Genomic DNA, 25,200 nt, shown 5'->3' with positions numbered 1-25,200 from the left:
GCCTGGTGGACGTCGTCATCGTCGGTGGTGGGCACAACGGTCTGGTTGCCGCCGCCTACCTGGCCCGGGCCGGCAAATCTGTTCAGGTCCTGGAGCGGCTCGACTCCGTCGGCGGCGCCGCCGTGTCCTTCCAGGCCTTTCCCGGCGTTGACGTCCGGCTGTCGCGCTACTCGTACCTGGTGAGCCTGTTGCCGCGCAAGGTGATCGCCGATCTCGACCTGTCGATCACCTTGCTCCGCCGACGAATGTCCTCCTACACCCCCGTCGGCGACCGCGGCCTCCTCGTCGACACCGAGGATCCGTCCCGCACCGCACGGTCCTTTGTGGATCCCGCCGACTTCGCCGCGTGGCAGCGCTTCTACGCCATGACCGCCCGTGTCGCCTCACGAGTCTTTCCTACCCTCACAGAACCGTTGCCCAGCAAGGCTTCCCTTCGCGCCCGGGTCGACGACGACGAGGCGTGGCGGGTGCTGTTCGAGGAGCCCATCAGCCACGTCATCGAGCACACCTTCCGTGACGACACCGTTCGCGGCGTTGTGCTCACCGACGCCCTCATCGGCACCTTCGCCTCCGCCGAGGATCCCGCCCTGCGTCAGAACCGTTGTTTCCTCTACCACGTCATCGGAAACGGCACCGGCGACTGGGATGTACCAGTCGGTGGCATGGGCTCCGTCACCGCCGCCCTGGAGCACGCCGCCCGCTCCGCCGACGCCCAGATTCTCACCGGCGCCACCGTCACTTCCATCACCCCAGACGGCGAAGTCCGTTACACCGCAGGCGGTTCCTCCCACGTCATCCACGGCGACCATGTCCTCGTCAACGCCTCTCCCGCCGAGCTCTCCCGCCTCCTCGGCGACCTCCCCGAGCCCGCCGAGGGTGCCCAGCTCAAGGTCAACATGGTGCTGCGCCGCCTACCCCGCCTCCGTGACTCCTCCGTCGACCCCCGCGACGCCTTCGGTGGCACCTTCCACGTCAACGAGTCCTATTCCCAGCTCGCCGCCGCCTACGCCGAGGCGTCCGCCGGCCGGATCCCTTCGCTGCCCCCGTGCGAGATCTACTGCCATTCCCTCACCGACCCCTCCATCGTCGGCGAGTCCGGCGCCCACACCCTCACCCTCTTCGGGCTCCACATGCCCGCCCGCCTCTTCGCCGCCGACAACGAGGCCGCCCGCTCCCAGGCTCTCTCCGCCACCTTGGCGTCCCTCAACCACGTCCTCGCCGAGCCCATCGAGTCCTGCCTCTGGCTCGACCCCTCCGGCCGTCCTTGCGTCGAGGCCAAGACCCCCGTCGACCTCGAGCACTCCATCGGCCTCCCCGGCGGCCACATCTTCCACCGTGACCTCACCTGGCCCTACAGCGACGATTCCCCCGGCTCCTGGGGCGTCGAAACCGCCCACCCCCGCATCCTCCTCTGCGGCGCCGGGGCCCAACGCGGCGGCGGCGTCTCCGGCATCCCCGGCCACAACGCCGCCATGAAAATCCTCACCGGCGGGCGTTGAGCCGCGCAGTGCTGTCGTCGGCGCTCCTACGATGCCTCGGGGGGCAGCTGCCGCCTGGTCGCCGGCGCGGTCACGTCCAGGATGAGCCTCAGCTGGACGGCGTCCCAGTCCGAGTCCGCCGTCGGCTTGTGTATGCGCTCCTCGATGAGAGAATCCTGTCCTCGCAGTACGGCAGCCACATACGCGTCCTGACCAGCCCGTGCGTACAACAGCCGGAGCAGCCACAGCGGGGCACCGTCAACGGACCATGTTCGTCCGACGCGCCGGAGCTCGGGCGCCCAGCCCTCCGCGGTCGCCAGCAGGAGACAAGCCTGGTCGACGGCCGTGGGGAATAGACGACCAGTGGTCTCTGTCCGCGCCCGTGCGAGTGCGTTGTCACCCCATACCGCGTCCGCCCCGAGGGAGACCGCCGCCCAGGCGACAGCGGGCGAATAGGCGGCGTTGGGTCGGATCACCGGGTCGATCGGTGGTGCCGGTGTCGCGCCCAGATCGCGCAGAAGCGACTGCCCTCTGGCCACTCGCCGCCAGACCTTTCCCTCGTTGGCGATTATCGGTGTGCGGACGTCGGCCTCGACGCGATCGCGCACCGCGTACAGCAACTGATAGGCGATCTCGGTGTCGAGGATTCTGGCCACCTCGACCAACTGGCACAGGGTGTTCAGGTCCAACCGTGCGACCACCCACTCGAGGCCGGTGTTGATGAGCGCTTCGAGAAGGCGCTGTGCCTTGTCCGAGTAGCTCAGCGCGCTCAGCGTACGGATGAGATCGACGGAGGACGCCAGGTCATCGGCGCGTCCGAAGGCGATGCGGCTACCGACGCGCCCCACGCTCACCTCCCTCGCCGCGTTCGCGCCCCACTGCGGATCCCAGGCGGAAATCATTTTCAGGAGTGCCGTCGTGGCCCGAGGACTGGCGAAGTACTTGACCGTCTGTATGCGTGCGTCGTATGCGGAAGTGATCCACTGAGCGTTTGCAGTGGTGCTGGTTACGCCGCTGCGGACGAGCGTACGAGCGGCCTGGGACTGTGCCACCGGATTCTGCATCTGTTGCAGGTCTGAGGTGAAGACGTACATCGCGTGGTCGTCATCCGCGAGTTCGGCCAGGACATCGGCGCCGGCGCCGGGCCGTACCGTCTCGACGGCCTGGATCAGTTCGGCCGCCATCGTGGCGCCGGTCAACATCGCCCTACGCGTCCGTATAGCCACCATGCTGAGATCGCTTGTGTCGTCCGGTGTCGTGACGGGTTTTGCCAACAGCCGGTCGAGGACCTCACGGGCACCGACCCGGTCCACGGCGAGAAGTTGGCGTAGCGCCTGGGCCAGTGAGCCGGGCCTCCGTGCGAGTGCGAGGCGCCGCACCCAGTGTTCAACACCACCGGTGGCCTCGAAGACTACTCGCCCGGCCTCGGGCAGGTTCGCGTCGGTGAGTGTCAGGCTCACCTCCGCGCACAACGTCAGCGACGACACGGCCGATGATGTGGCGACTCCCTCCACGAACGAGTCCTTGTCCCATTGCGTGAGGTACATGCTGGTCACCTCGGGATGCAGGACGCGCCCCAGCCGGTGGGACATGGCGCGGGTGTACGTGGTGTACGCGGTGCACATGCTTCGCAACAGATCCGCGGGCGAGAGGCGCTTACGCAGACCGTCAAGTGCCGTGCCACCCAGTTCCGTATCGGACGTGAGCATCAGGGCTAGCTCGATGGCCCAGTGCTTTCGCCGGCGCAGAACACCCTCGGCGACGATGTCGAGGGCTTGCTCCACCAACTCATCCCGGTAGTCCGCGCCGGCATCCCAGACGCCTTTGATCAGGTAGTAGCGCGTTGAGGTGCGAGGATCGTGCCGTAGCATGTAATCGACCGCGTCCTGGCCGATCGCCTTCGCCAGGTCGTACGAGAACACGTTGAGCCCGGTGTGGAACAGTTCGTCCGCCGAACTGGTGGCCAGCAGCAACAGTCCCGCGCCGGTCGCGTCCTTCTTCGCTTTGATCTCCGTCGCGAACCTTTCCACCATGAAGGTGTCCACCCGACCGTTCGCGAAGTACAGAATGCGGGGAATCTTCAGCGCGTAGGACCGGGCGACGGCGTTGACGAGCGCGGGCGCCTCCGTCGGTGAGGACTTCCGCAGCAGCGTTCGGCACTGTTCGGGGAAGTCACCCCAGTGGCCGAGCAACCAGGTGCTGAACATGGGCATCGTCGTGTGCAGGTCATTGATCGCCTTGGCCAGGTCGGCGGCCGAGGCGAAGCTCATCGCCGCGGTCAGCGGCACCTCGAACGGCTCGAATCTCTCCTGCCAGTCGACATACTCGAACCGCTGCCGCAGCATCATCGACTCGACGAGTACGTTCACCCCGTCGTCGCTGTGGGGAACGTGGTTCAGCAGCGCCTGTACCCCGGCCTCCTGGTCGATGGGCAGCATCGAGAAGTCCTCGCTGGTCTTCCACTCCAGCCGCCGCCGCATCTCCTCGACCTTCCGTACGAGCTGGTAGTCCTCCGATCGGTTGGCGCGGATCCCGTGCAGCACGTCGAGAACGCGCTCCACCAGCAGTTCCAGTGCCTTGTCGGAGTCGGCCCGTTCAAGCGCGGAGAGCAGTGCCAGCCGCTCGTGAGGCTGGCCGGCGACACAGAGGATCAGGACGTCGACCACATCGACCAGCCAGGCCACGAACTTCTCCTGTAGAGCTCTCGGCAAGCTCTCGCTGAGCGGCTGCACGACCTTCAACAGCGCGAGCAGCTGGCCGGGCCGCCAGTCCGGCGATTCCCGCGGAAGTCTGACCAGCAGCTTTCTGGACAGTGCCAGCTTCATCTGATCGGACAGCAGCTCCGTCAGGTCGAGCACCTCGACCACGCTGGTGACCCGGGCGCCGTCGGCCCAGTCGAGCAGGCTCTGATCCACCCGGTCGAGCAGGTCCTTCGCCAGCCTGTGGTGGAAGAGCCGGGCACCGGAGAGCAACCGTGCCACCTGATCGCCGTGGTTCACGATCGCCTCGCACAGCATCGGCTCCACTTGCTCCGCGATGAGGGTATTGCGTTCCGCGGTGCGGTAGCGGTTGGCGGCAGTCGGATGAGGCGCGACGCTGTCGCACTGGCGATCCACGATCGCCAGGCAGTCCTCGTATCCGCTCAGCGACACGAATCCCTTCTGTTGCCCGGAGACCACACCGAAGAGAGGACGATCCGCATGGTCGAGCGTATCGAGCAGCCGCGCCGGGACCTCGCCACCGATCAGGCTCATGGCCGCGGCGAGCGTCAGCGATGCACGGACGTCGGCGGACAATTCGGCCAGGCGTCCGGCGATTCGCGTCCTGGGGTCTCCACCGTAGGTCAACAGCTCGGCCAGGTAGCGGAGGTCCGTTGTGGTGCGGCAGGCCGCCTTCGCCCGGTCCGCGGCCGAGGACAGCGCCGGGTCCGCGTTCCGGAGATCGTCTACGAATCGCTTGCGGGCTTTCTCGCTGGCCGGCGCGGTGACCACGTAGACATCGTCCAGCTGCCACTCCTTGGGGGAGTTCTCGTTGTGTTCGACGACGGTGAGCACATTCGTGTCCATCGTCCTGGCCAGCGTCCGCATCGCGTCGCCGATGTTGGTGTCGTTGTCGAAGTCCGACGGACGGATGCCGTCGAAGACGAGCAGACGCCGCTGGCCTGCGCGTGCCGCGGACGCCCGGAGGGCGTGCAGGCCGGCAACGATCATGGCCGCCTGGTCGGGTAGACGTCTCCGGGCCGTCGAGACGACCACCACCCGCCAAGGGCTTCGGTGATTCGACAGCTCGTGGGCCAGCAGTCGGACGATAGTGGTCTTGCCGCTGTTGCGTGGACCCCCGAGTACCGCGACCTGATTGACCTGCTTCTCGAGGAAATGGATCGCTAGCTGTCGGTTCTGGGTCACCCTCAGGTCCGGCAGTGGCTGGTTGGCCGGCGCCACTGCCCAGTCGACGAAGTACCATTCCAGTTTGCGTAGTTCCTCGCCGTGGCGACGACGTTTCCACTGTTGCCAGCGTTCACCCCACAGAATCGCGGCCGCACCGTCCACTGTCAGGGGGTACTCCCGGCTACGCGTGGACCTTCCGTCTGGTGTGATCAAGAGCCACCCGGTCGGCGTCGGCACGACCACCTTGCGGTTCAACGACTTGGCCAACGTACCGAGTTCCTCGGCGGACGCGGCGTCGAGAAACACCTGGTTGTCTTCGGTCACGCGACCGGCAGAGAGCGCGGACGGCTCGCCGAGGCCGGCGATCTGTCCGAGGCGCCACAGGACCATTGGCAGTGCGACGATGTCGGTATGCAGAGGAATCCCGGGCGGCCACCACAGATTCTCCAGCGGCGGCGCTGACTGCCCGTTGTCCACGGGGTTGATGGACGGCAAGGTCTCGGGTAGGTCCTCCAGCAGCCGCCCGAGCGAAATGTCCACGGTGGAGCCGAAGTCGGCGGGTCGCCTGACCTGCCACGAGTGTTCCTGGGCAGTCCGGACCGTGAGTGCGGCAAACCTCCCTCCCGGCTCCTGGACCAGTACCAGTGGTCCCGATACGTCAAGGGTGCCGGCGGCATCCGCGACGGCGTCGATTCGCTCCGACAGGTCCACGAGATCGAACCGCACCTCGTCCGGCAGTGCCGCCCATTCCGGAGCTTCGGAATAGGCGACCTCATCGAGCGTTTCCGCGCCACCGTGGATTTTCGCCCACCGCAGCAGGAAATTCACCTCCTCGGCCGGCGCGCTCGGATCGAGCAGTGGCGTGATGACCGCAGCGTGCAGGCCGAGGACCGTCCGCGTGATGTCCTCGCCCGGGGTTGCGGAACGTAGCAGCACCAGCGCGGCTACGAGGTGGTCGCGGTCGGGAAGAATCGCCGCGGCCGCGGTTCGGTGTTGATCGGCCATGTCATGTCCCAAGAACCGTTGATTTGTAGTGGGTGTCCCTGAGGGAGAGGTGCGGCGTCAACCTCAGTAGGCCTGCGGGCCGCGCCACCAGAATCCGCTCGGTGTCGGGAAATCCGACGCCCAGCGGGTGATCATCGAGCGGTAGCCGCGTCGGAGCCCGTGATCCGGTGATGTCGCGAACATCCAGCCATCCGCGCCCGCCGGGAGACACGCCGGCCAGGGCGATGGAGGTATCGTTCATGGCTAGCGCACGCAGGCTCTCCGATGCGGCGAGCCCGGGCAGCTCATGAGCCCCGCGCGTACCCCGCAGGTGTAGGCCCTTGCCGACATCCATCGACAGCAGGTGCTGACCGTCGGGAGACGCGGCGGTGTACAGCGGCGGCCTCGGCAGCGGAAACATCCGCAGATCGGGTTGCAGAGCCGAGTCCGGTGCAAGGCGCCTGATCCGACCTTCCCTCGTGACGCACCATGCCACGAGATCGTCCTGCGCGCCCACGACGTGCAGGGAGTGCAGGTCGGACTCGAGCTGGTGCACGCGAGTGGCGTGGCCGTTGGGGAGATCGACGATCCACACCCACCGATCGGCCACGATGATCAAGCGACCACTCGAGTGCAGTGCGGCAGTCAGGCCGTGCGGACTTCCGTGAACGTCGCGAAGCATCTCCGGCCGCCTCTCGGCCTTTTCGCCGCTGCGGCAACGAAGACTCCAAATCTCGCCCTGGTGCGTGGTGAGGAGCGCTCGATCCTCGCCGGCGACGGTGGCCATCGACACACCCCGGGCCAGTCCCGGCACCTGGGTACGGACTCGCTCTCTGCCGTCCTCGACCGCCCAAAAAATTAGTTCGTCACGGGGGCCCGCCGCTGCTGCCACGTTCTCTGTGCACGCCGCCCACCGCTGAAGCCGACCAAGCTTGGGCCGGTTCTTGTGCACCCAGTCGACACCGGTGGCGCGCTCGTCCCGCGCGAGGGCGTCAGCCACGACGTCCACCTCGTACCGACGCGCCACGATGTCGAGCAACAGAGCCCGGTTGTCTCGAGTCTCCCCGGCCGACAGGGCATGCATGACGTTCGTTCGTGATCTCCGCTCGTCCGGGCCTAGATGACGGATCGCATGCTGGACGACCTGCGGAGGGCTGTCGAGCAGAAATGACGACCGATCGAGTAGCCGGCCGCTCCTGGTCCGGACGGACGCGCCGATCCCGATCAGCGGCCACAGCGCCGAATCCGTTGTCGCCCAGTCGATCGGGTCGTCGCCGGACAGCTGCGGCAAGTGGGTGAGCAGTTCGAGCAGCCTGCGGTCGGCGGGCGTGTTTCGCGATGACGGGCCGTCGCTCTTCGTCGTGAAGCAGAGTCGGGGACGCCAGCATGCCGCCGTGATCTCCCCGGGGCGGAACTCGATCAGCCGGTCCGACCGGGCTGCGGCGGACGCGATCCGTTCTGCGGCTATGGAAACGCCGGCATGGGCGGATGCCACGACCGCCCACTCCTGGGCCGGGAGGGCGACCATGTCGTCATGGGAGCACAGGGTCCACAGCGTTTCCGCCACCGCGTCCGCCTGCGCGCCGAGGTCGTCTTCGGCATCGACGCTCCATGCTTCCTGGGCCGCGCGCATCGCGGTGCGATCCACTGCGCTGGTGACGTCGTCCTGCCACGCAACTTCGTCGTAGCGGTCGCCGATGGTCACAGCGGTGTCGAACGTGTACGCCCATCTGGTCGTATAGGCGTTCCACGGTTTCCGGCCCTCGGTCGCCAGGTTCATACGCAGTGCCAGGTAGTCGTGGACGTCCGGGTCCGGATGGCGCCCGAAGGGGTCGAGGTCGAGCACCCGGTACCCGCGCAGTCGCAGGTTCGCCGGCGACGCAACGCCGAGCACCAGGCGTACGTGCGGCAACTGCCCGAGCGGGACCAGCAGGTCCTCCCACGCCGAACTCGCGGTGATTCCGTCGAAGACGATGACGGTTCGTCCCGGGCGGGCACGCAATGCCGACACCACGGCGTCGATGGTTCGGTGGTCGACGGCCAGCGCGGCCGAGAGTGTCCGCAATGCCATCATGGGGTCGTCACCGCGGAATGCGATGACGTCGGCCGGAAGCGATGGCCAGCGTAACCGTATGTCGGTCGGTAGTTCGTCGTCGCCGGCCGCGGTCATGGCGAAGTGCCCGAGCAGAGCGGACTTTCCCGAACTGTGACCGCCGGTTACCACGAGTGTCGAGTCCGGGTCGTCGTCGTCCGAGTGCTTCCGCAACACATCCATCGCTTCTTGCCGGCCGCTGAAGAAGAAGCCGGGTCTGGTCGCGGATGAGACACCGCGAGCCCTGGCCGCCCAGTCGCTCGGGATGGACAGCGAAGTGGGGGGAACCGGCTGCTGGTACTGCGGATTCGGTAGGACGTCGGCGTTCGCCGCGGCGTGCGCGGCGCTGACCCAGAGGGCCTGCCGATCGCCCAGCGAGTGGTCGACCTCTTTGAGGATCTCCGCCAGATCCAGGTGGCTGGCGGCCCATGACGGGCGGGAACGGCGTGTGACCGCGGTGGCGAATGCCTCCGTGAACGCACGCTGGGCCGCGGTCTCTGTGGCCCTGCTCGCGGCAATTCCCCAGAACCCGGCCCGAGGTGTCCCCAGGGCGGAAACGCACATCTCGGTGTGCACCCTGTCAATACCCTGTTCGCTATGGCAGGTGTCGATGATGATGAGAACCTGCCGTAGCGTCGACCGGCCGTCCAGGGCCGAGATCAGAGATGACGGGTCGATCGTGCCGTCTCGAGTTAGTAGTTTGAAGCTTTTTCCGATTACCGCGCCGTGTCCTGTGCAGTATATTATGAGCGTTTCATCCTCGGTCTCTTGAGACGGTTTTGAAAGTTCCCGGCGAAGGTCGTCATGGTCGCGTTCGTCGCCCTCGAAAGGGAAGATCTCCTCGAGTCCGAGTCCGCCCAGCGTGCGGCGCATGGTGCGAATCTCGTCCGGAACAAAATTTAGGTCGTCCAGATTTGAATACGTTTTCACGCCTGACAGGCAGAACCGACGGCGGATCATGTCAACGCCGCGTCGATCGAGCGGGAGACCCGGACGTTGGAAAGGTAGGAAGTGGCATGGTGGGCGGTGGCCCGCGGGTTCGTGCACGGCACGTCGTCCACGTCGGGGTGGTAGAGCGGCGCCAGCTCCTTCACCATCGCGACGGCGTCGTGTCCGGCGGCGATGTTCGTCCAGGATCGCGCGCCGTCCGGCCAACGGGAACGGTCCGCGGGCTGGTGGAGCCGTCGGCGTACCGACTCGAGGCCGAGGGGGGAACCGAGGGTGAGCAACACCGGACGGTTCGGGAGAACGTTGCGCTGCAACCAGTCGTACGCGACCACGCTGCCGAGTGAGTGCCCTATGACCAGGCGCGGGTGCTCGGTCATGGCCGCGCCGACCTCGTCCTGCACCAATGCGCGGAAGGCCGGGTCGTTGAGGTACCGGTCCACCTGTTTCACGAACGAGATCAGGACACTGTCCCGGCCCTCGAAAAGCCTGCTGCGCTGGATCTTCGCCAACGCCTTCTGAAGCGGTCCCGGTAGGTACAGCTTGTCGCCCTCTCGGTCACCGTAGTCGTCCTTGATTTCGGCGCCGATCGAGATTATCAGCTCGGTCTCGAATCCGGGCGCAATCTCTTCTGGGCGATAGTTTCGCTCCGGTCCTGCTTTTCCGTCGTTGTACTCGTGGCCATAGAACGCGCATTCCAGGGTTACCGATTCGGCGTGCGGGCTTCTGGTGTCTCGAAGTCCTTCTGAGATCTTCGCCAGCCAGCTGTCGTGCATCTCCCGGCGACTCGAACGATGCATGAAGATGCCGTGGATGGCCACGATGTCCGCCATGGAACCCCTCGGGAACGACTCCGGCCGCCACTTCCCTCGTGCTGGCGGTGTTGGACGGATAGTCGCGGAACCGTCTATTCGTGTTACGCGACGTTCGGTTCCTCGAGGTCATCCACGCAATGATGGACCGTTCGAGTGAACGGGGTCGAACTTCGGCCGATCTGAAGGGGTGGCTCCTGCTCGACGGCAGGGGTGTCGGGCAGGAGCCACCGGCGGCGTCACAGGAGTGTCAGAAGGTGACGTCGGCGCAGGAGTAGAACGCGTTGCCGGTGTCGGCGATGTCCCAGACACCGAGGATGAGGTGGTGGCCGGTCTTGCCGGCGGGGAGGGTGCCGGGGATGGAGACGTCGCCGGAGGGGCGCTTGCCGCCCCAGTTGGAGGTGAGGAAGGGGGCGGGGTCGAGGGAGGCGCGGGTGAGGGGCTTGGTGGGGTCCCAACCGTTGCGGGTGACGAAGTAGCGGAAGTCGGTGGTGGCGTGGATGGCGGTGAAGTGCCAGGTGAAGGTATAGGGGGCGCCGGAGGTGAGCTTGGTGGTGGGCCAGGCGCCGGCGCGGGGGTCGTCGAGCTGGGCGAAGCGGGCGATGCCGCCGGCGCAGATCTTGCCGTCGGCGGGGCCGGCGGCGGGGAAGTTCTTGGGGCCCTCGACGGACTGGGGCTCGTACTGGATGTCGCCGCAGTTCTTCACGACGCCGGTGGCGCACAGGGAAGAGCGGCTGACGGGATTGGTGGTGTAGCCGTGGGCCTGGGCGACGCCGGCGAACAGCACGGGTAGGGCGACGGCCAGGACGGCGAGCAGGGGTAGGGCGAACCTGGTGCGCATGAGACAACCCCCAAGGGTCGGCAGGGAATCAAGCGCGGCGGCCGAAGTGGTATAGACCACTTGTCGAGGTTCAGTATGGTGGCGCGGGGAGAACGGCCGCGAGGTCCGATCGGGCTATCGGGTGCGGAGGCCGTCGAAGGCGATTGCGCACACAGCGTCAGCGATGGAGGCGCCGGACCGCGGGCGGTACCACTCGATCAGCGAGTTGACCATGCCGAACAGCAGCCGGGCGGTCACGGCGGGGTCAACATCGGGCCGGACGTCGCCCTCGGCCTCGGCCTGCTTGACGAGGTCGGTGACGAGCCGGTCGAACTCCTTGCGCCGGGTGACGGCGGCGCGCTCGATGCGAGTGTTGCCACGGGCCCGGAGCAGCAGGGTGACGAAGGGCAGCCGGTCGACGAGGACGCCGACGCTGCCGCGGACGACGTGTTCGAGGCGGTCGATGGCGCGGCCGTCCATGGCCTGGGCCTCGGCGGCGACGGCGAACAGGCCGTCGAGGGCGCGGTCCATGGCCAGCCGCAGCAACTCCTCCTTGCTGCTGACATGGTGGTAGATGGCTGACTTGGTGATGCCGAGCTTGCGCGAGAGCTCCTCCATCGAGGTGGCCTCGTAACCGCGCTCGTTGAACACCTTCACCGCGACGGCCAGCAGCGACTCCTGGTCGTAGCCGGGCCGACCTCGGCGTGGCGCTGGCTCCACGGTGCCTCCCACCCTTGCGAACTGACCGAATGGCCGGTTAATAATAGCGTGCCGACGCCCGAAGGAGAGCCGCCATGCCGGAAGTGTTCCTCGTCGACGGAGTGCGCACCGCGCAGGGACGCTACGGCGGCGCGCTGGCCAAGGAGCGCCCGGACGACCTGGCCGCCCTGGTGGTCGCGGAGGCGGTCCGGCGTGCCAACATCCCGACCGACGTGATCGACGAAGTGATCCTCGGAGCGGCCAATCAGGCGGGCGAGGACAACCGCAACGTGGCCCGGATGGCGGTCCTGCTGGCCGGCCTGCCCGATCACACGCCCGGCTACACGGTGAATCGCCTGTGCGCCAGCGGATTGACGGCGATCGCCTCGGCGGCGCAGGCGATCCGGGCCGGCGAGGCCGACGTGATCGTCGCCGGCGGTGTGGAGTCGATGACCAGGGCCCCGTGGGTGATGGCCAAGCCGGGCACTCCGTGGGCCCGCCCGGGCGAGGTGAGCGACACCTCGCTGGGCTGGCGGTTCACGAATCCCAAGTACGACAGGCAAACCACGCTGTCGATGGGGGAGACGGCCGAGGAGGTCGCGGCCCTGGACGGCATCAGCCGCGAGGACAGCGACGCGTTCGCCCTGCGCAGCCACCAGAAAGCCGTGAACGCCATCGACAAGGGCCACTTCGCCAATGAGATCGTCCCGGTCGGCGACTTCGCCACGGACGAAGGCCCGCGCCCATCGACCACAATGGACAAACTGGCAACGCTGAAAACGGTGTTCCGCAAGGACGGCGTCGTCACGGCCGGCTCGTCGTCGCCGCTGTCCGACGGCGCGGCGGCGCTGGTCCTGGCCAGCGAGGAAGCCGTGAGGACCCACAACCTCACTCCGAGGGCCAGGGTGATCGCCAGCGCCTCGGCCGGCGTCGCCCCGCACGTGATGGGTCTCGGACCGGTCCCGGCGACGGAGAAGCTGTTGTCCCGCAACGGACTCCGGATCGACGACCTGGACGCCGTAGAGCTGAACGAGGCGTTCGCGGTGCAGAGCCTGGCGGTGATGCGCCGGCTGAAGCTGGACGAGGAGAAGGTCAACGCCGACGGCGGCGCGATCGCGCTGGGTCATCCGCTGGGCTGCTCGGGCGCGAGGCTGGTCGTCACCCTGTTGGGGCGGCTGGAGCGCGAGCGCGGCCGGCGCGGCCTGGCTACGTTGTGTGTCGGGGTCGGTCAGGGTGTGGCAATGCTCGTGGAAAGGGTCTGACGTGCAGATCGGTGTGGTGGGCGGCGGCCGGATGGGGTCCGGCATCGCCCAGGTGTTCGCGGCGGCGGGCGCCGACGTGACGGTGGTCGAGAGCGACACCATCGCCGCCAAGGCGGCCTTGACGAGGGTCGAGACGGGCCTGCGCCGGGCGGCCGAGCGCGGCAAGCTGGACGGCACGCCGAGCCAGGTGCTGGGGCGCATCGACTTCGTCACGGACATCCCGTCGCTGCCGACGAACGCGGACCTGGTGGTGGAGGCCGTCCCGGAGGCCCCGGAGCTCAAGGTTCGCGTGCTCACGGCGGTCGAGCTGGCCGTCTCCACGTCCACGGTCGTGGCCACCAACACCAGCTCGCTGTCGATCGCCGAGCTGGGCTCGGTGCTGGTGCACTCGGGCCGCTTCGTGGGCATGCACTTCTTCAACCCGGTGCCGGTGTCCAAGCTGGTGGAGATCGTGCTCGGCCCCAACACCACCGACGAGGTGCGGGACAAGGCCCTGGAGTGGGTGCGGCTGCTGGGCAAGTCGGACGTGGTGGTCCGCGACTCGCCGGGCTTTGCGACCAGCCGGCTGGGCGTGATGCTCGGCCTGGAGGCGATCCGGATGCTGGAGGAGGGCGTCACCGACGCCGAGTCCATCGACCGGGCGATGGAGCTGGGCTACGGCCACCCGATGGGCCCGCTGCGCTCGACCGACCTGGTCGGCCTGGACGTGCGGCTGGCCATCGCCGAGTACCTGGAGCGGACGCTGGGCGACCGGTTCGCCCCGCCGAAGTTGTTGCGGGACAAGGTGGAGCGGGGCGAACTGGGCCGCAAGTCGGGGCAGGGCTTCTACGCCTGGAACTGAGCTACCTGCCCTGGAAGACGACCGGCTGCTTGGCCAGGAAGGACTCCACGGCGCCCTGGTGGTCGGCGGTCAGGCCGAGTGCGGTCTGAGCCGTCGCCTCCGCGGCCAGCACGTCGGCCAGCGGCGGCTGGAAGCTGGCCGCCAAGGCGGCCTTCGCGGCGGCGAACGCAAGCGTCGGCCCGTTTGCCAGCTTCGAAGCCAGCTGGCGAACCTCGTCGACGAACGACGAGTCCGGCACGACCCGCCCGACGACGCCCCACTCCAGGGCCTGCGCGGCGGTGAACGGCGTCCCGAGCAGCACGAGTTCGCTGGCCCGGGCGGCGCCGACGGCCCGCGCGAGCGTCGCCGACAGGCCGGAGTCGCAGGTCAGCCCGATGCCGGTGAAGGCGGTGGCGAACTTGGCCGACTCGACGGCGATCCGCAGGTCGCAGGCCAGCGCCAGGCCGAGGCCGGCGCCGACGCACGTGCCGTTCACGGCGGCCAGCACCGGCTTGGGCATGCCGGTCAGGGCCAGCACGATCGGGTTGTAGTGGTCGCCGACGGTGTCCAACGCGGTCGCGGCGTCGGCGCGGAGGGCCGCGGCGTGCTCGGCCAGGTCCTGACCTGCGCAGAAGGCGCGTCCGGTGCCGGTGAGCACGACGGCGCGGACCGAGTCGTCGGCGGCGACCTGGCGCACCGCGGCCAGCAGCGATTCCTTCATCGGCACGGTGAGCGCGTTGCGCCGCGCCTGCGCGTCCAGGGTGATGGTCGCGACAGCTCCGTCGACGTCGAGCGAAACGGTTTCCCCAGCGGTTTCCCTCACCATGCGCACACGCTAGCATGTTAACGAACGGACGGTCAGTAATTCGGTCGCGAGAGGTGCTGAGATGGCTCTGCTGCGCAGCTATGTCAACGGCCGGTGGCACACGCCGACGGTCGACGGCCAGCCGCTGCACGACGCGGTGACCGGCGAAGAGGTGTGCACGATCTCCTCGGCCGGCGTCGACTTCGCCGCGGCGCTGGAGCACGGCCGCCGCGTGGGCGGCCCGGCGCTGCGCGAGCTGACGTTCCACCAGCGCGCCGCCCTGCTCAAGGCCGTCGCCTCCATGCTGCGCGAGCACCGCGAGGAGCTGTACGCGCTGTCGGCCCGCACGGGCGCCACCAAGACCGACTCGATGGTCGACATCGACGGCGGTATCGGCGTGCTGTTCAGCTACTCCGGCAAGGGCCGCCGCGAGCTGCCCAACGCCAAGGTCTACGTGGACGGCGACATCGAGCCGCTCGGCAAGGCCGGCACCTTCCTCGGCCAGCACATCCACACTCCGTTGCGCGGCGTGGCCGTGCAGATCAACGCCTTCAACTTCCCGATGTGGGGGCCGCTGGAGAAGTTCGCGCCGGCCTTCGTCGCCGGCGTGCCGTCGCTGATCAAGCCGGCCAGCCAGACCGCCTACCTGACCGCCCGCATGGTGGAGCTGGTCATCGAGTCCGGCCTGCTGCCGGAGGGCTCGCTCCAGTTCGTCGCGGGCAGCGCCGGCGACCTGCTCGACCACCTCACCGAGCAGGACCTGGTCGGCTTCACCGGCTCCGCCTCGACCGCGCAGCGGCTGCGCACGCACCCGGTCGTGGTGAACCGGTCGGTGCGGTTCAACGCCGAGGCCGACTCGCTGAACTGCTCGATCCTCGGCCCGGACGCCAAGCCCGGCACGACCGAGTTCGACCTGTACGTGAAGCAGCTGGTCAGCGAGATGACCGTGAAGGCGGGCCAGAAGTGCACGGCCATCCGCCGCGCGTTCGTGCCCGCCGACCTGATCGACGCGGTGGCCGAGGCGGCGTCCGAGCGGCTGGCCAAGGTGAAGGTCGGCAACCCGACGGCCGAGGGCGTGCGCATGGGCGCGCTGGCCAGCCTGGAGCAGCGCGAGGAGGTCCGGCGCTCGCTCAAGGGCCTGCTGGAGGCCGGGCGCGTCGTCTTCGGTGACGCCGAGAAGGTGGACCTGGTGGACGCCGACGCCACCAAGGGCGCATTCATGTCACCGGTCCTGCTCCGTGCCGACGACGCCGACCTGCCGCAGCCGCACGAGGTGGAGGCGTTCGGCCCGGTCAGCACGCTGCTGCCGTACACCTCGACCGAGCACGTCATCGAGCTGGCCGCCCGCGGCCAGGGCAGCCTGGTCGGCTCGATCGTCACTGGTGACGCCGAGTTCGCGCGGGACGTCGTGCTGGGCGTCGCCCCGTGGCACGGCCGCCTGCTTGTCCTGGACGCCGATGACGCCAAGGAGTCCACCGGCCACGGCTCGCCGCTGCCGATGCTCGTGCACGGCGGCCCCGGTCGCGCCGGCGGCGGCGAGGAGATGGGCGGCATTCGTGGCGTGCTGCACCACATGCAGCGCACCGCCATCCAGGCCAGCCCGAAGGTGCTCAGCGCGATCACCGGCCGCTGGGTCCCGGGCGCCGATCGGCACGACGACGGCGTGCACCCGTTCCGGAAGTCGTTGGCGGAGCTGAAGATCGGCGACACCGTGGTGGCCGGGCCGCGGGCGGTGACGCTGGCCGACATCGAGCACTTCGCCGAGTTCACCGGCGACACCTTCTACGCGCACATGGACGAGGAAGCGGCCAAGGCCAACCCGTTCTTCGACGGCCGGGTGGCGCACGGCTACCTGATCGTCTCGTTCGCGGCCGGCCTGTTCGTGTCGCCCGAGCCCGGGCCGGTGCTGGCCAACTACGGCCTGGAGAACCTGCGGTTCCTGACGCCGGTCTACCCCGGCGACGAGCTGACCGTGACGCTGACGGCCAAGCAGATCACCCCGCGCGAGGCCAACGACTACGGCGAGGTCCGCTGGGACGCGGACGTGACCAAGCAGACCGGAGAGTCGGTCGCCAAGTACGACGTGTTGACGCTGGTGGCGAAAAATGACTGACCTACAACAAGATTTCGAGGCGACCATCGCGGCCGACCACCGGATCGAGCCGCGGGACTGGCTGCCCGAGGGCTACCGCAAGACGATGATCCGGCAGATCGCGCAGCACGCGCACTCGGAGATCATCGGCATGCAGCCCGAGGGCAACTGGATCACCCGCGCGCCTTCCTTGCGGCGCAAGGCGATCCTGCTGGCCAAGGTGCAGGACGAGGCCGGGCACGGGCTGTACCTGTACTCGGCGGCGGAGACGCTGGGCGCGGATCGGGGCGACCTGACCGAGATGCTGATCTCGGGCCGGCAGAAGTACTCGTCGATCTTCAACTACCCGACGCTGACCTTCGCCGACGTCGGCGTGATCGGCTGGCTGGTGGACGGCGCGGCGATCTGCAACCAGGTTCCCCTGTGCCGCAGCTCGTACGGCCCGTACGCGCGAGCGATGATCCGCATCTGCAAGGAGGAGTCCTTCCACCAGCGGCAGGGTTACGAGCTGCTGCTGACGCTGATGCGGGGCACCCAGGCGCAGCGGGACATGGTGCAGGACGCGGTGAACCGGTGGTGGTGGCCGTCGCTGATGATGTTCGGCCCGCCGGACGACGCCTCGCCCAACACCGCGCAGTCGATGGCGTGGAAGATCAAGCGCCACACCAATGACGAGCTGCGGCAGCGGTTCGTGGACATGAGTGTTCCTCAGGCCGAGAAGCTCGGTGTGACGTTCCCCGACCCGGATCTGAAGTGGAACGCCGAGCGGGAGCACTACGACTTCGGGCCGATCGACTGGAGCGAGCTCAAGCGCGTGATCTCCGGCGACGGGCCGTGCAACGCCGAGCGCATCGAGAACCGGCGTCGTGCCCACGAGGACGGCGACTGGGTCCGCGAAGCGGCGATCGCCCACGCGGCCAAGAACTCCCGGAAGGCGGCGGTGGCATGAGCAGGAACAGTTGGCCGTTGTACGAGGTTTTCGTGCGCGGCAAGCGTGGTCTGAACCACGTGCACGTCGGTTCGCTGCACGCGGCCGATGACGAGATGGCCGTGCGGCATGCCCGGGACCTGTACACCCGGCGCAACGAGGGCGTGAGCATCTGGGTCGTGAAGGCCGCGGACATCACCGCGTCCAGCCCGGACGAGAAGGACCCGTTCTTCGAGCCCAGCGGCGACAAGGTGTACCGGCACCCGACGTTCTACGAGATCCCCGACGACGTTCCCCACATGTGAGCAGGCGGCCATGTTCGACAACGCTTACGAGGCACTGAGTTCCGAGGGCGACGCACGGTGGGCCTTCGGCACGGGCTTCGCCGACCCGCTGTCCGGTGTGGACACCACGGTGCCGTCCGATGTGGATGCTGTGGCGCTGGCTGCGTACTGCCTGATGCTGGCCGACGACGCCCTGGTGATGTCGCACCGGCTGCAGGAGTGGTGCACGCGGGCGCCGGAGCTGGAGGACGAGGTCGCACTGGCCAACATCGGCCTGGACCTGTTGGGGCAGGCCCGATTGCTGCTGACCCGGGCCGGCAAGGCCGACGGCACCGAGCGTTCCGACGACGACTTCGCGTTCCTGCGGGACGCGCCGGAGTTCCGGAACGTGCGGCTGGTGGAACTGGCCAACGGGGACTTCGCGTTCTCCATGGCTCGGCTGCTGGTGTTCAGCACGTGGCGGCTGGCCCTGTTGCAGCGCCTGATGTCGTCGGCCGATCCGGTGCTGGCGGCGATCGCGGCCAAGGGTGTCAAGGAGGTCACGTATCACCGTGACTACTCGGCGCAGTGGGTCGTTCGGCTCGGCGACGGCACGGAGTTGTCGCACCAGCGGATGCGGGACGGGCTCGAAGCCGTGTGGCCGTATGTCGGCGAGTTGTTCGCCGGTCACGCGGCCGACATGGTCGACCCGGCGTCGGTGCGGGGCGAGTTCGACGCCGTGATCGACCAGGTGCTGGCGGCCGCCGGGTTGGACCGGCCGGACTCCGTTGGCGTCGAACAGGTTCTGGGGCGGGACGGCGAGCACACCGAGGCGTTGGCGGAGATGCTGGCCGAGATGCAGAGCGTCGCGCGGGCGCACCCGGGTGCGACATGGTGACCGCGCAGGCCATCGCCGAGACCGTGACGGACCCCGAGCTGCCGATGCTCACGTTGGCGGAGCTGGGTGTGCTCCGGTCCGTCGAGGACAGCGGGGACCGGGTCGTCGTGGCCATCACGCCGACCTACACCGGTTGTCCGGCAATGGACACGATGCGCGACGACCTTGATCACCGGTTGCATGAGGCCGGTTATCGGGACGTGGAGATCAAGGTCGTGCTGGAGCCGGCGTGGACGACGGACTGGATCACCGAGTCCGGGCGTCGGAAGCTGGCCGAGGCCGGCATCGCGCCGCCCGGTCCCGCGCCTCGTGAGCACGGCGGCCCGATTCCGTTGATGCTTGGGCCTTCCGTGCGGGTGGTGTCCTGCCCGCAGTGCGGAAGTCCCGACACCGTCGAGGTTTCCGCTTTCAGTGCCACCGCGTGCAAGGCGCTGCGGCGGTGCCGGTCCTGCGCCGAACCTTTCGAGCACGTCAAGGAGATCTGAGTGGCCACCACGTTTCATGCGCTCACGGTGTCCGATGTGGAGCGACTGTGCGACGACGCCGTCGCCGTGTCCTTCGACGTGCCCGATGAGCTGGCGGAGTTGTTCGCGTTCCGGCCCGGTCAGTCGCTGACGCTGCGCCGGGAGATCGACGGCCTTGAGGCGCGGCGGTCGTACTCGATCTGCGCGCCCGCGGGTTCCAAACCGAGGATCGGCGTACGTGAGGTGCCCGGCGGCGCCTTCTCGCCGTGGCTGGTGCACGAGGTTCGGCCCGGCGACCGCATCGAGGTGCTGCCGCCGACCGGTTCCTTCAGTCCCGACCTCGACGTGCCCGGTCATCACGTGCTGATCGCCGCCGGCAGCGGAATCACGCCGATCCTGTCCATCGCGTCTTCCGTGCTGGCCAAGGCTTCGGCGACGCTGCTGTACGGGAATCGGCGCACGGACACCGTGATGTTCGCCGACGAGCTGGCGGACCTGAAGGATGCCAACCGCGAGAACCTCGACCTCGTGCACGTGCTGTCGCGCGAGCCGCGCGAGGCCGAGCTGTTCACCGGCCGGCTCGACGCCGACAAGCTCCGGGCCCTGCTGCCCGCGCTGCTCGACGTCGCCGAGGTTGATCACTGGTGGCTGTGCGGGCCCTATGCCATGGTCACCGACGCCCAGGCCGTGCTGGCCGAGCTCGGAGTGCCTCGTTCGCGGATACACCAGGAGCTGTTCTTCGTCGACGACCTGCCGCCCGAGCCGGTGCGGCACACCGAGCCCGGCATCGAGGGGCCGAGCTCCTCGGTCAAGGTCCAGCTGGACGGCCGCACCACCGACGTGGTGCTGCCCCGTGACGTCACCCTTCTCGAGGGCGCCCAGCGCGTGCGGCCCGACCTGCCCTTCGCCTGCAAGGGCGGGGTCTGCGGCACGTGCCGGGCCAAGGTCCTGTGCGGCGACGTCGACATGCGCCGCAACTTCGCCCTCGAACCGGCCGAGGTCGACGCCGGCTTCGTGCTGACCTGCCAGACCTTCCCGGTGTCGGATCAGATCACAGTGGACTACGACGCCTGACCACCCCGGCGAGTCACGTTCTCGGAACCACCGAATGCCGGTTTCGGGCACCCGATCGTGTGTGCGCGAAACCTACATTCGGGGTGCCTGAGAACGTGACTCGCGGGGGTTATGTGTCGATCATGGTGGGGTGAGGCTCGCCAAGTGGGTCAGCGATGTGCTGGACCCGAAGAACGTGGTGGTCGCGGGGTTGGTGGTGATCGGCTGGCGCACGGGCGGGCCGACGGGACTGGCCTGGGCGCTGCTGGCGGTGGTGTTCGCCGGGGTGGTGCCGGGCGTGGTGATCAGGCTGGGCATCGTGCGGGGCAGCTGGCACGACCCGCACGTCCGCACCAGGCAGGCGCGGCTGGTGGTGATTCCGCTGGTCATGGTGTCGGTGTGCGGCTGCATCGTGCTGTTCGCGGTGCTGGGGGCGCCGCCGGTGCTCGTCGGCGCGCTGATCGCGATGATGACAGTGCTGGTGCCACTCTTCCTGGTGACGCTGGCCTGGAAGGTGAGCGTGCACGCGGCGGTGGGCAGCGGCGCGGTGACGGCGTTCATGGCGCTGCTGAGCCCCTGGTGGGGCCTGGGGTTCGCGGCGGTGGCGGCGGTGGGCTGGTCCCGAGTGGTGCTCCGGGAGCACACGATCGCCCAGACGGTGGTCGGCGCCCTGATCGGGGTGACGGCGACGAGTTCCGCGATCCTCCTGCTTGGACAGTGGTGAGGCGTTACAGTCCCAGCCGTGGGGACAAAAACCGTGATCGCCGCCCTGGTCTGTGTCGCGCTGGCCACCGCCGGCTGCGCCACCAGAGTCGCCGGCGTGGCGCAACCGCTTGGAGCCGGCCAGGATCAGCCGTCGGGCGGCGCCGCGACGACGACCTCCGAGCTGGGTGATCCTCGCACGGTGGACGTCTGCCAGTTCGCCCCGCAGGACGCGTTCAAGGCGATGGCGCCGAAGTTCAAGCTGGACACGAGCCTGACCGACTACGGCTCCTGCTACTACTCCCTGGTGCTGGCCGACACGGCCACGCCGCCCAAGGTCACCGGCGGCTACCTGCTGTCGGTGGAGACCGAGACCGGCCTGGCCACGCCCGAGGATTATCTGAAGAGGTTTCAGGTTTCGGTGACGGCCAAGCAGCAGGACGGCCGCACGGTCTACGTCGGCAAGGGGCAGAAGGACGTCGGCTGCCTGCGCGGCATCACGCTGTCCGGCGGCCAGGCGATCGTGCTGGAGGCCAAGAACTCCTCGTCCTTCCCGGACGCCGACCCGTGCCCGACGGCCGACGCGATGGCCACGGGCGCCCTCGCCGTCCTGAAATCGGGCAGCCTCAAGCACAATCCGTTCCCGGCCGACTCGGTCGGCGACGTCGACCTGTGCCCGACGCTGGCCTCGGTGGCGTCCAAGGCGCTCGGCGCCTCGGTCACGCCCTCGCCGGCCGGCTTCTACGGCTGCAACTGGATCAGCGGCGCGCACAACTTCGTCAGTGTGCTGCTGTCCTCGGACGAATGGCCGCCGCAGATCAAACTCGGCACGCCGGAGCCGTTCCAGATCGGCAGCCGGCAGGCGATGGCCACGACCGTCGGCAACGACAAGCTGGCCAGCAGCTACGTGCAGGTGCAGTACACGAAGTCCCCGTTCGGCAAGGACGAGTTCGAGATCGTGACCGTGAACCTCACCATCGCCGGAAAGTCCGATGTCCTGCCGCAGGCCAAGCAGGTCGCCGACGACGTGGTGAAGGCGTTGGACAGCCGCCACTGAAAAGAGTCACGCCTGGGCCCGGCCGGTCCTGTGTGACGATGGCGGCCGTGGCACTGGAGTGCACCTTCGTCGAGCTCGACGCCGTGGGGGAGGCGTTGGGGCTCACGCTCCGTCGCTTCCCGTTCACGTTTCCGCACTACGGCAACGGAATCAACCGGGCGGGACTGCACGCGCAGGTCGGCGCGAGCCTCGCCGAGCGGGGTCTGTTGCGGGACAACAGGTTCACGCCCGAGCTGCAGGACACGGTGACCTTGTTCGGCACGGGCACGCCCACGATCGGCCTGCTGGGCATGAACGGCGACGAGCAGCTGACGGCCCTGGGCGTGTTCGGTGTGGACCGTGGCCTGGTGGCGATCCGGCATGGCGAGGGCATCCGGTTCGACGCCGTGCCGCGGGACCTGGTCGTGCCCCGGCTTGTGGCGCATCTGCCGCCCATGGCCGGCGCGTCCGGTCGCGCGCCGTCGGCGTCGCCGAGACTGGGCGGCGGCTCGTTCCTCGTCGACGGCCGGTCCATCGGCTGGGTGGATGCGGAGGAGGGGCGCTACCTCGCGATCACCACCCGCGGCATCGACGGCCGGCCGCGCATCGAGTACTCGCCGGGTGATCCGGAAACCGTGGAACGGCGGCTGCGCTCAGCTATTAGCCTAGGCTAACCTAATTAAATGCTGAAGCAGTACAAGCTGGTCACGGTCACGGGCGTGCGGCAGGTCTCGCCGCGCACGCGGCGGCTCACCTTCGGCGGCCCCGAGCTGGCCGACTTCACCTCCGTGGCACCCGATCAGCAGGTCAAGCTGTTCTTCGGGCGCAACGGCGAGCCGCGGCCGTGGGTGCCGCAGCCGCCGTCCGACGGCGACGTGATGCGCTGGTACCGGTCCTATCTGGCGATGCCGGACGAGCGCCGGCCGTGGATGCGCGCCTACTCGGTGCGGGCCCACCGGGCCGAGGCGGCCGAGATCGACATCGACTTCCTCCTGCACGACGTCGACGGCCCGGCCACACGCTGGGCAGCCACGGCCGAACCCGGCGACGTGGTCGGCCTGCTGGGCCCGTCGGAGAGTCAGCTGGCGCAGCCCGGTCCGTACGACTGGACGCTGTTCGCCGGCGACCAGAGCGCGCTGCCGGCCATCGCCGCCTCGCTGGCCGCGCTGCCGCCCGGGGCGAAAGCGTTGGCGTACATCGACGTTCCCGACGAGCACGAGATCCAGTCGCTGGCCCGCCCCGGCGACGTCGACGTGCGATGGGTCCACAGTGGACTGCTGGATGCCGTGCGCGAGGCCGAGTTCCTGGCCGGCCCGGTGTTCGCCTGGCTGGCCGGCGAGGCCTCGACCGTGCGCGACCTGCGCCGGCATCTGGTCGGCGACCGCGGCGTGCCCAAGAGCATGATCGCCTTCAGCGGCTACTGGAAGGTCGACGCCACTCACGAGGAGCTCTGAACCTGTCGTACTCCTTCCTCGGGATGTAGTAGGTCTGCTACATTTCGTTCCACGTGTTGGACAGGGGAGGGGTTCATGGACGTGCTCGACGTTCGTGACCTGCGGATGCGCTACGGGTCGACCGATGTGCTGACCGGGGTCACGTTCCAGGCCCACCGGGGGGAGGTGCTCGCCCTGCTCGGACCGAACGGGGCGGGCAAGACCACGACGATCGAGATCCTGGAGGGATTCAGGAAACGCTCGGCCGGCGAGGTCGGCGTGCTGGGTGTGGACCCGGCACGCGGCGATGACAGGTGGCGCGCCAGGCTGGGCGTTGTGCTCCAGTCCTGGCGCGACCACCGTCACTGGCGGGTGCGCGAGCTGCTCGCGCACCTCGCCACCTACTACGAGCCCTACCGCGCCCCGTGGCCGACGGGGGAACTGATCGAGCGGGTCGGCCTGACCGCGTATGCCGACCAGCGGGTCAGCACGCTGTCCGGCGGTCAGCGGCGCCGGCTCGATGTGGCTGTCGGCATCGTCGGACGGCCCGAGCTGCTGTTCCTGGACGAGCCGACGGCCGGCTTCGATCCCGAGTCGCGGCGTGACTTCCACGATTTCGTCCACCAGCTGTCCGACTTCGAGGACACCACGATCCTGCTCACCACCCACGACCTCGACGAGGCCGAGAAGCTGGCCGACCGGATCCTGATCCTGGCCGGTGGCAAGGTGATCGCCGACGGCTCGGCTGACGCCCTGTCGCGCCGCGTGGACGCCGCCAGCGAGGTGCGGTGGACCCGAGGCGGCGAGCGGTTCGTGCACTCCAGCACTGCGCCCGCCGCGTTCGTGCGGGAGCTGTTCGCCCAGTACGGCGAGGAGATCGTCGATGTCGAGGTCCGCCGGGCCAGCCTGGAGGACACCTACATGGCGCTGGTGCGGGACTTCGAGTCCGGCGCCGGCGAGGCCGCCGTGCGCCAGTTCGAGGAGGTGACCCGATGAACGGGATCAGGCTCGGGCTGGCCCGCGGCCGTATCGAGCTGCGCCACATGTTCACCACGCCGTCGGAACTCGTGCAGCTGTTCACGCCGCTGGTCGTCTTCATGGTCGTGATCGCGTTCCTGCGTTACGTGCCGCTGAGCGGCAGCACCGTGTCCCTGGGAGCGGTGATCCTCAGCGGCGTGCTCGGCTCCAGCCTGTGCTCCAGCGGCCTGACCCTGATGACGGCGGCGCTGGCCGCCGATCGGGAGGACGGCACGCTGTTGCGGGCCAAGGCACTACCCGACGGCATGCCGGCCTACCTGACCGGAAAGACCTTGGTCGCCTCCGTGTTCGCGCTGTTCAGCGTGGTGGTCATGCTGGCTTACGCGCTGCTGCTGTTCGACGACGTCGCTTCGCGCGGCGTCGACGGCTGGCTCAAGTTCGGGCTGGTGGTGGTGCTCGGACTTCTGGCCACCCTGCCCATCGGCGCGGTGCTCGGCTCGCTTTTCCCCAATGCTCGGGTGGCCACCGTCATCGCCATCCCTCTCCTGCTGCTGACCGGCGTCTCGGGCATCCTGTTCCCGATCACCGTGCTGCCCGAGTGGGTGCAGTGGATCGCGCAGGTGTTCCCGATGTACTGGCTGGGCCTGGGAGTGCGCTCCTCGCTGCTGCCCGACTCGGCGCTGGTCGGGGAGATCGGACACTCGTGGCGGGACTGGCAGACCTTCGCGGTGCTCGGCGCGTGGGCGCTG

21 protein-coding genes are annotated in these 25,200 nt (G+C 68.5%); 15 read left to right on the top strand and 6 right to left on the bottom strand.

The genetic code is table 11. The features are described 5' to 3' along the window. Positions 1-5: 5 nt before the first annotated feature. Positions 6-1,499, top strand: coding sequence for a phytoene desaturase family protein (locus KUTG_RS14955; RefSeq protein WP_232240806.1), 1,494 nt, complete (start codon positions 6-8; stop codon positions 1,497-1,499). Between the two features lie 26 nt (positions 1,500-1,525). On the opposite strand, the gene KUTG_RS14950 is transcribed toward KUTG_RS14955, so the two are convergent. The 5 genes from KUTG_RS14950 to KUTG_RS14930 all read right to left on the bottom strand — a co-directional run bounded on the left by KUTG_RS14950 (position 1,526) and on the right by KUTG_RS14930 (position 11,738). Further along, on the bottom strand, positions 1,526-6,370 hold the full coding sequence (locus KUTG_RS14950) for a hypothetical protein (RefSeq protein WP_043717482.1): 4,845 nt from the start codon (positions 6,368-6,370) through the stop codon (positions 1,526-1,528). A gap of 1 nt (position 6,371) precedes the next feature. After that, positions 6,372-9,401 carry a caspase family protein gene (locus KUTG_RS14945; protein ID WP_043717479.1) on the bottom strand — a complete coding sequence of 1,010 codons (3,030 nt, stop codon included), beginning with the start codon at positions 9,399-9,401 and terminating at the stop codon, positions 6,372-6,374. After that, positions 9,398-10,219: a hypothetical protein gene (locus KUTG_RS53450; RefSeq protein ID WP_052394545.1), complete on the bottom strand. Its 822-nt coding sequence runs from the start codon at positions 10,217-10,219 to the stop codon at positions 9,398-9,400. The genes KUTG_RS14945 and KUTG_RS53450 overlap by 4 nt, the downstream gene beginning before the upstream one ends. Before the next feature lie 229 nt (positions 10,220-10,448). Beyond that, a complete protein-coding gene (locus tag KUTG_RS14935; protein ID WP_043717476.1) occupies positions 10,449-11,039 on the bottom strand; it encodes a lytic polysaccharide monooxygenase auxiliary activity family 9 protein in 591 nt (196 codons plus the stop codon). 114 nt (positions 11,040-11,153) lie between these two features. Beyond that, positions 11,154-11,738 carry a TetR/AcrR family transcriptional regulator gene (locus KUTG_RS14930; protein WP_043729413.1) on the bottom strand — a complete coding sequence of 195 codons (585 nt, stop codon included), beginning with the start codon at positions 11,736-11,738 and terminating at the stop codon, positions 11,154-11,156. 74 nt (positions 11,739-11,812) lie between these two features. On the opposite strand from KUTG_RS14930, the gene KUTG_RS14925 reads away from it, so the two are divergent. Next, positions 11,813-12,979, top strand: a complete 1,167-nt coding sequence (locus KUTG_RS14925) for a thiolase family protein (RefSeq protein WP_043717473.1) — start codon at positions 11,813-11,815, stop codon at positions 12,977-12,979. Between the two features lies 1 nt (position 12,980). After that, positions 12,981-13,820 (top strand): 3-hydroxyacyl-CoA dehydrogenase family protein, encoded by an 840-nt coding sequence (locus KUTG_RS14920; protein WP_255360875.1) that lies wholly within the window; start codon positions 12,981-12,983, stop codon positions 13,818-13,820. 1 nt (position 13,821) lies between these two features. On the opposite strand, the gene KUTG_RS14915 is transcribed toward KUTG_RS14920, so the two are convergent. Further along, the gene (locus tag KUTG_RS14915) at positions 13,822-14,625 is read right to left on the bottom strand and encodes an enoyl-CoA hydratase/isomerase family protein (protein ID WP_043717469.1); all 804 of its coding nucleotides are present in this window, start codon (positions 14,623-14,625) and stop codon (positions 13,822-13,824) included. Positions 14,626-14,686: 61 nt separating this feature from the next. On the opposite strand from KUTG_RS14915, the gene paaZ reads away from it, so the two are divergent. The 12 genes from paaZ to KUTG_RS14855 form a co-directional block, all read left to right on the top strand. Then, positions 14,687-16,717: a phenylacetic acid degradation bifunctional protein PaaZ gene (paaZ, locus tag KUTG_RS14910; protein ID WP_043717466.1), complete on the top strand. Its 2,031-nt coding sequence runs from the start codon at positions 14,687-14,689 to the stop codon at positions 16,715-16,717. Further along, complete coding sequence (paaA, locus tag KUTG_RS14905) at positions 16,710-17,645, top strand: 1,2-phenylacetyl-CoA epoxidase subunit PaaA (protein WP_043717463.1); 936 nt, start codon at positions 16,710-16,712, stop codon at positions 17,643-17,645. The genes paaZ and paaA overlap by 8 nt, the downstream gene beginning before the upstream one ends. Further along, positions 17,642-17,929 carry a 1,2-phenylacetyl-CoA epoxidase subunit PaaB gene (gene paaB / locus KUTG_RS14900; RefSeq protein ID WP_043717460.1) on the top strand — a complete coding sequence of 96 codons (288 nt, stop codon included), beginning with the start codon at positions 17,642-17,644 and terminating at the stop codon, positions 17,927-17,929. Before paaA ends, paaB begins: the two co-directional genes overlap by 4 nt. Positions 17,930-17,939: 10 nt before the next feature. Further along, positions 17,940-18,785 carry a 1,2-phenylacetyl-CoA epoxidase subunit PaaC gene (paaC, locus tag KUTG_RS14895; RefSeq protein ID WP_043717457.1) on the top strand — a complete coding sequence of 282 codons (846 nt, stop codon included), beginning with the start codon at positions 17,940-17,942 and terminating at the stop codon, positions 18,783-18,785. Next, complete coding sequence (gene paaD / locus KUTG_RS14890; protein ID WP_043717454.1) at positions 18,779-19,270, top strand: 1,2-phenylacetyl-CoA epoxidase subunit PaaD; 492 nt, start codon at positions 18,779-18,781, stop codon at positions 19,268-19,270. The genes paaC and paaD overlap by 7 nt, the downstream gene beginning before the upstream one ends. Continuing rightward, positions 19,271-20,323 carry a 1,2-phenylacetyl-CoA epoxidase subunit PaaE gene (gene paaE / locus KUTG_RS14885; protein ID WP_043717452.1) on the top strand — a complete coding sequence of 351 codons (1,053 nt, stop codon included), beginning with the start codon at positions 19,271-19,273 and terminating at the stop codon, positions 20,321-20,323. It begins immediately after the preceding gene. A 130-nt stretch (positions 20,324-20,453) separates the two neighbouring features. After that, positions 20,454-21,026 carry a hypothetical protein gene (locus KUTG_RS14880; RefSeq protein WP_043717450.1) on the top strand — a complete coding sequence of 191 codons (573 nt, stop codon included), beginning with the start codon at positions 20,454-20,456 and terminating at the stop codon, positions 21,024-21,026. 18 nt (positions 21,027-21,044) lie between these two features. Continuing rightward, positions 21,045-22,061 carry a hypothetical protein gene (locus KUTG_RS61260; RefSeq protein WP_198047169.1) on the top strand — a complete coding sequence of 339 codons (1,017 nt, stop codon included), beginning with the start codon at positions 21,045-21,047 and terminating at the stop codon, positions 22,059-22,061. Positions 22,062-22,108: 47 nt separating this feature from the next. Then, positions 22,109-22,714 carry an ESX secretion-associated protein EspG gene (locus KUTG_RS14870; protein WP_198047168.1) on the top strand — a complete coding sequence of 202 codons (606 nt, stop codon included), beginning with the start codon at positions 22,109-22,111 and terminating at the stop codon, positions 22,712-22,714. Positions 22,715-22,723: 9 nt separating this feature from the next. After that, the gene (locus tag KUTG_RS14865; protein ID WP_052394542.1) at positions 22,724-23,494 is read left to right on the top strand and encodes a siderophore-interacting protein; all 771 of its coding nucleotides are present in this window, start codon (positions 22,724-22,726) and stop codon (positions 23,492-23,494) included. 75 nt (positions 23,495-23,569) lie between these two features. After that, entirely contained in the window at positions 23,570-24,469 is a 900-nt protein-coding gene (locus KUTG_RS14860) for an ABC transporter ATP-binding protein (protein WP_043717442.1), read from the top strand. Then, the coding region (locus tag KUTG_RS14855; RefSeq protein WP_043717439.1) for an ABC transporter permease at positions 24,466-25,200 on the top strand (735 nt) is incomplete at its 3' end. The genes KUTG_RS14860 and KUTG_RS14855, both read left to right, overlap by 4 nt.

The organism is Kutzneria sp. 744, from assembly GCF_000568255.1.
GTDB lineage: Bacteria > Actinomycetota > Actinomycetes > Mycobacteriales > Pseudonocardiaceae > Kutzneria.
This window is presented reverse-complemented; position numbering and strand designations above follow the sequence as displayed.

Excerpts from the sequence above, each read along its gene's own strand:
- KUTG_RS14950 (WP_043717482.1), bottom strand. The coding sequence starts at position 6,370 with ATGGCCGATCAACACCGAACCGCGGCCGCGGCGATTCTTCCCGACCGC.
- KUTG_RS14945 (WP_043717479.1), bottom strand. The coding sequence starts at position 9,401 with ATGATCCGCCGTCGGTTCTGCCTGTCAGGCGTGAAAACGTATTCAAAT.
- KUTG_RS53450 (WP_052394545.1), bottom strand. The coding sequence starts at position 10,219 with ATGGCGGACATCGTGGCCATCCACGGCATCTTCATGCATCGTTCGAGT.
- KUTG_RS14935 (WP_043717476.1), bottom strand. The coding sequence starts at position 11,039 with ATGCGCACCAGGTTCGCCCTACCCCTGCTCGCCGTCCTGGCCGTCGCC.
- KUTG_RS14925 (WP_043717473.1), top strand. The coding sequence starts at position 11,813 with ATGCCGGAAGTGTTCCTCGTCGACGGAGTGCGCACCGCGCAGGGACGC.
- KUTG_RS14915 (WP_043717469.1), bottom strand. The coding sequence starts at position 14,625 with ATGGTGAGGGAAACCGCTGGGGAAACCGTTTCGCTCGACGTCGACGGA.
- paaZ (WP_043717466.1), top strand. The coding sequence starts at position 14,687 with ATGGCTCTGCTGCGCAGCTATGTCAACGGCCGGTGGCACACGCCGACG.
- paaA (WP_043717463.1), top strand. The coding sequence starts at position 16,710 with ATGACTGACCTACAACAAGATTTCGAGGCGACCATCGCGGCCGACCAC.
- paaB (WP_043717460.1), top strand. The coding sequence starts at position 17,642 with ATGAGCAGGAACAGTTGGCCGTTGTACGAGGTTTTCGTGCGCGGCAAG.
- paaC (WP_043717457.1), top strand. The coding sequence starts at position 17,940 with ATGTTCGACAACGCTTACGAGGCACTGAGTTCCGAGGGCGACGCACGG.
- paaD (WP_043717454.1), top strand. The coding sequence starts at position 18,779 with ATGGTGACCGCGCAGGCCATCGCCGAGACCGTGACGGACCCCGAGCTG.
- KUTG_RS14865 (WP_052394542.1), top strand. The coding sequence starts at position 22,724 with ATGCTGAAGCAGTACAAGCTGGTCACGGTCACGGGCGTGCGGCAGGTC.
- KUTG_RS14860 (WP_043717442.1), top strand. The coding sequence starts at position 23,570 with ATGGACGTGCTCGACGTTCGTGACCTGCGGATGCGCTACGGGTCGACC.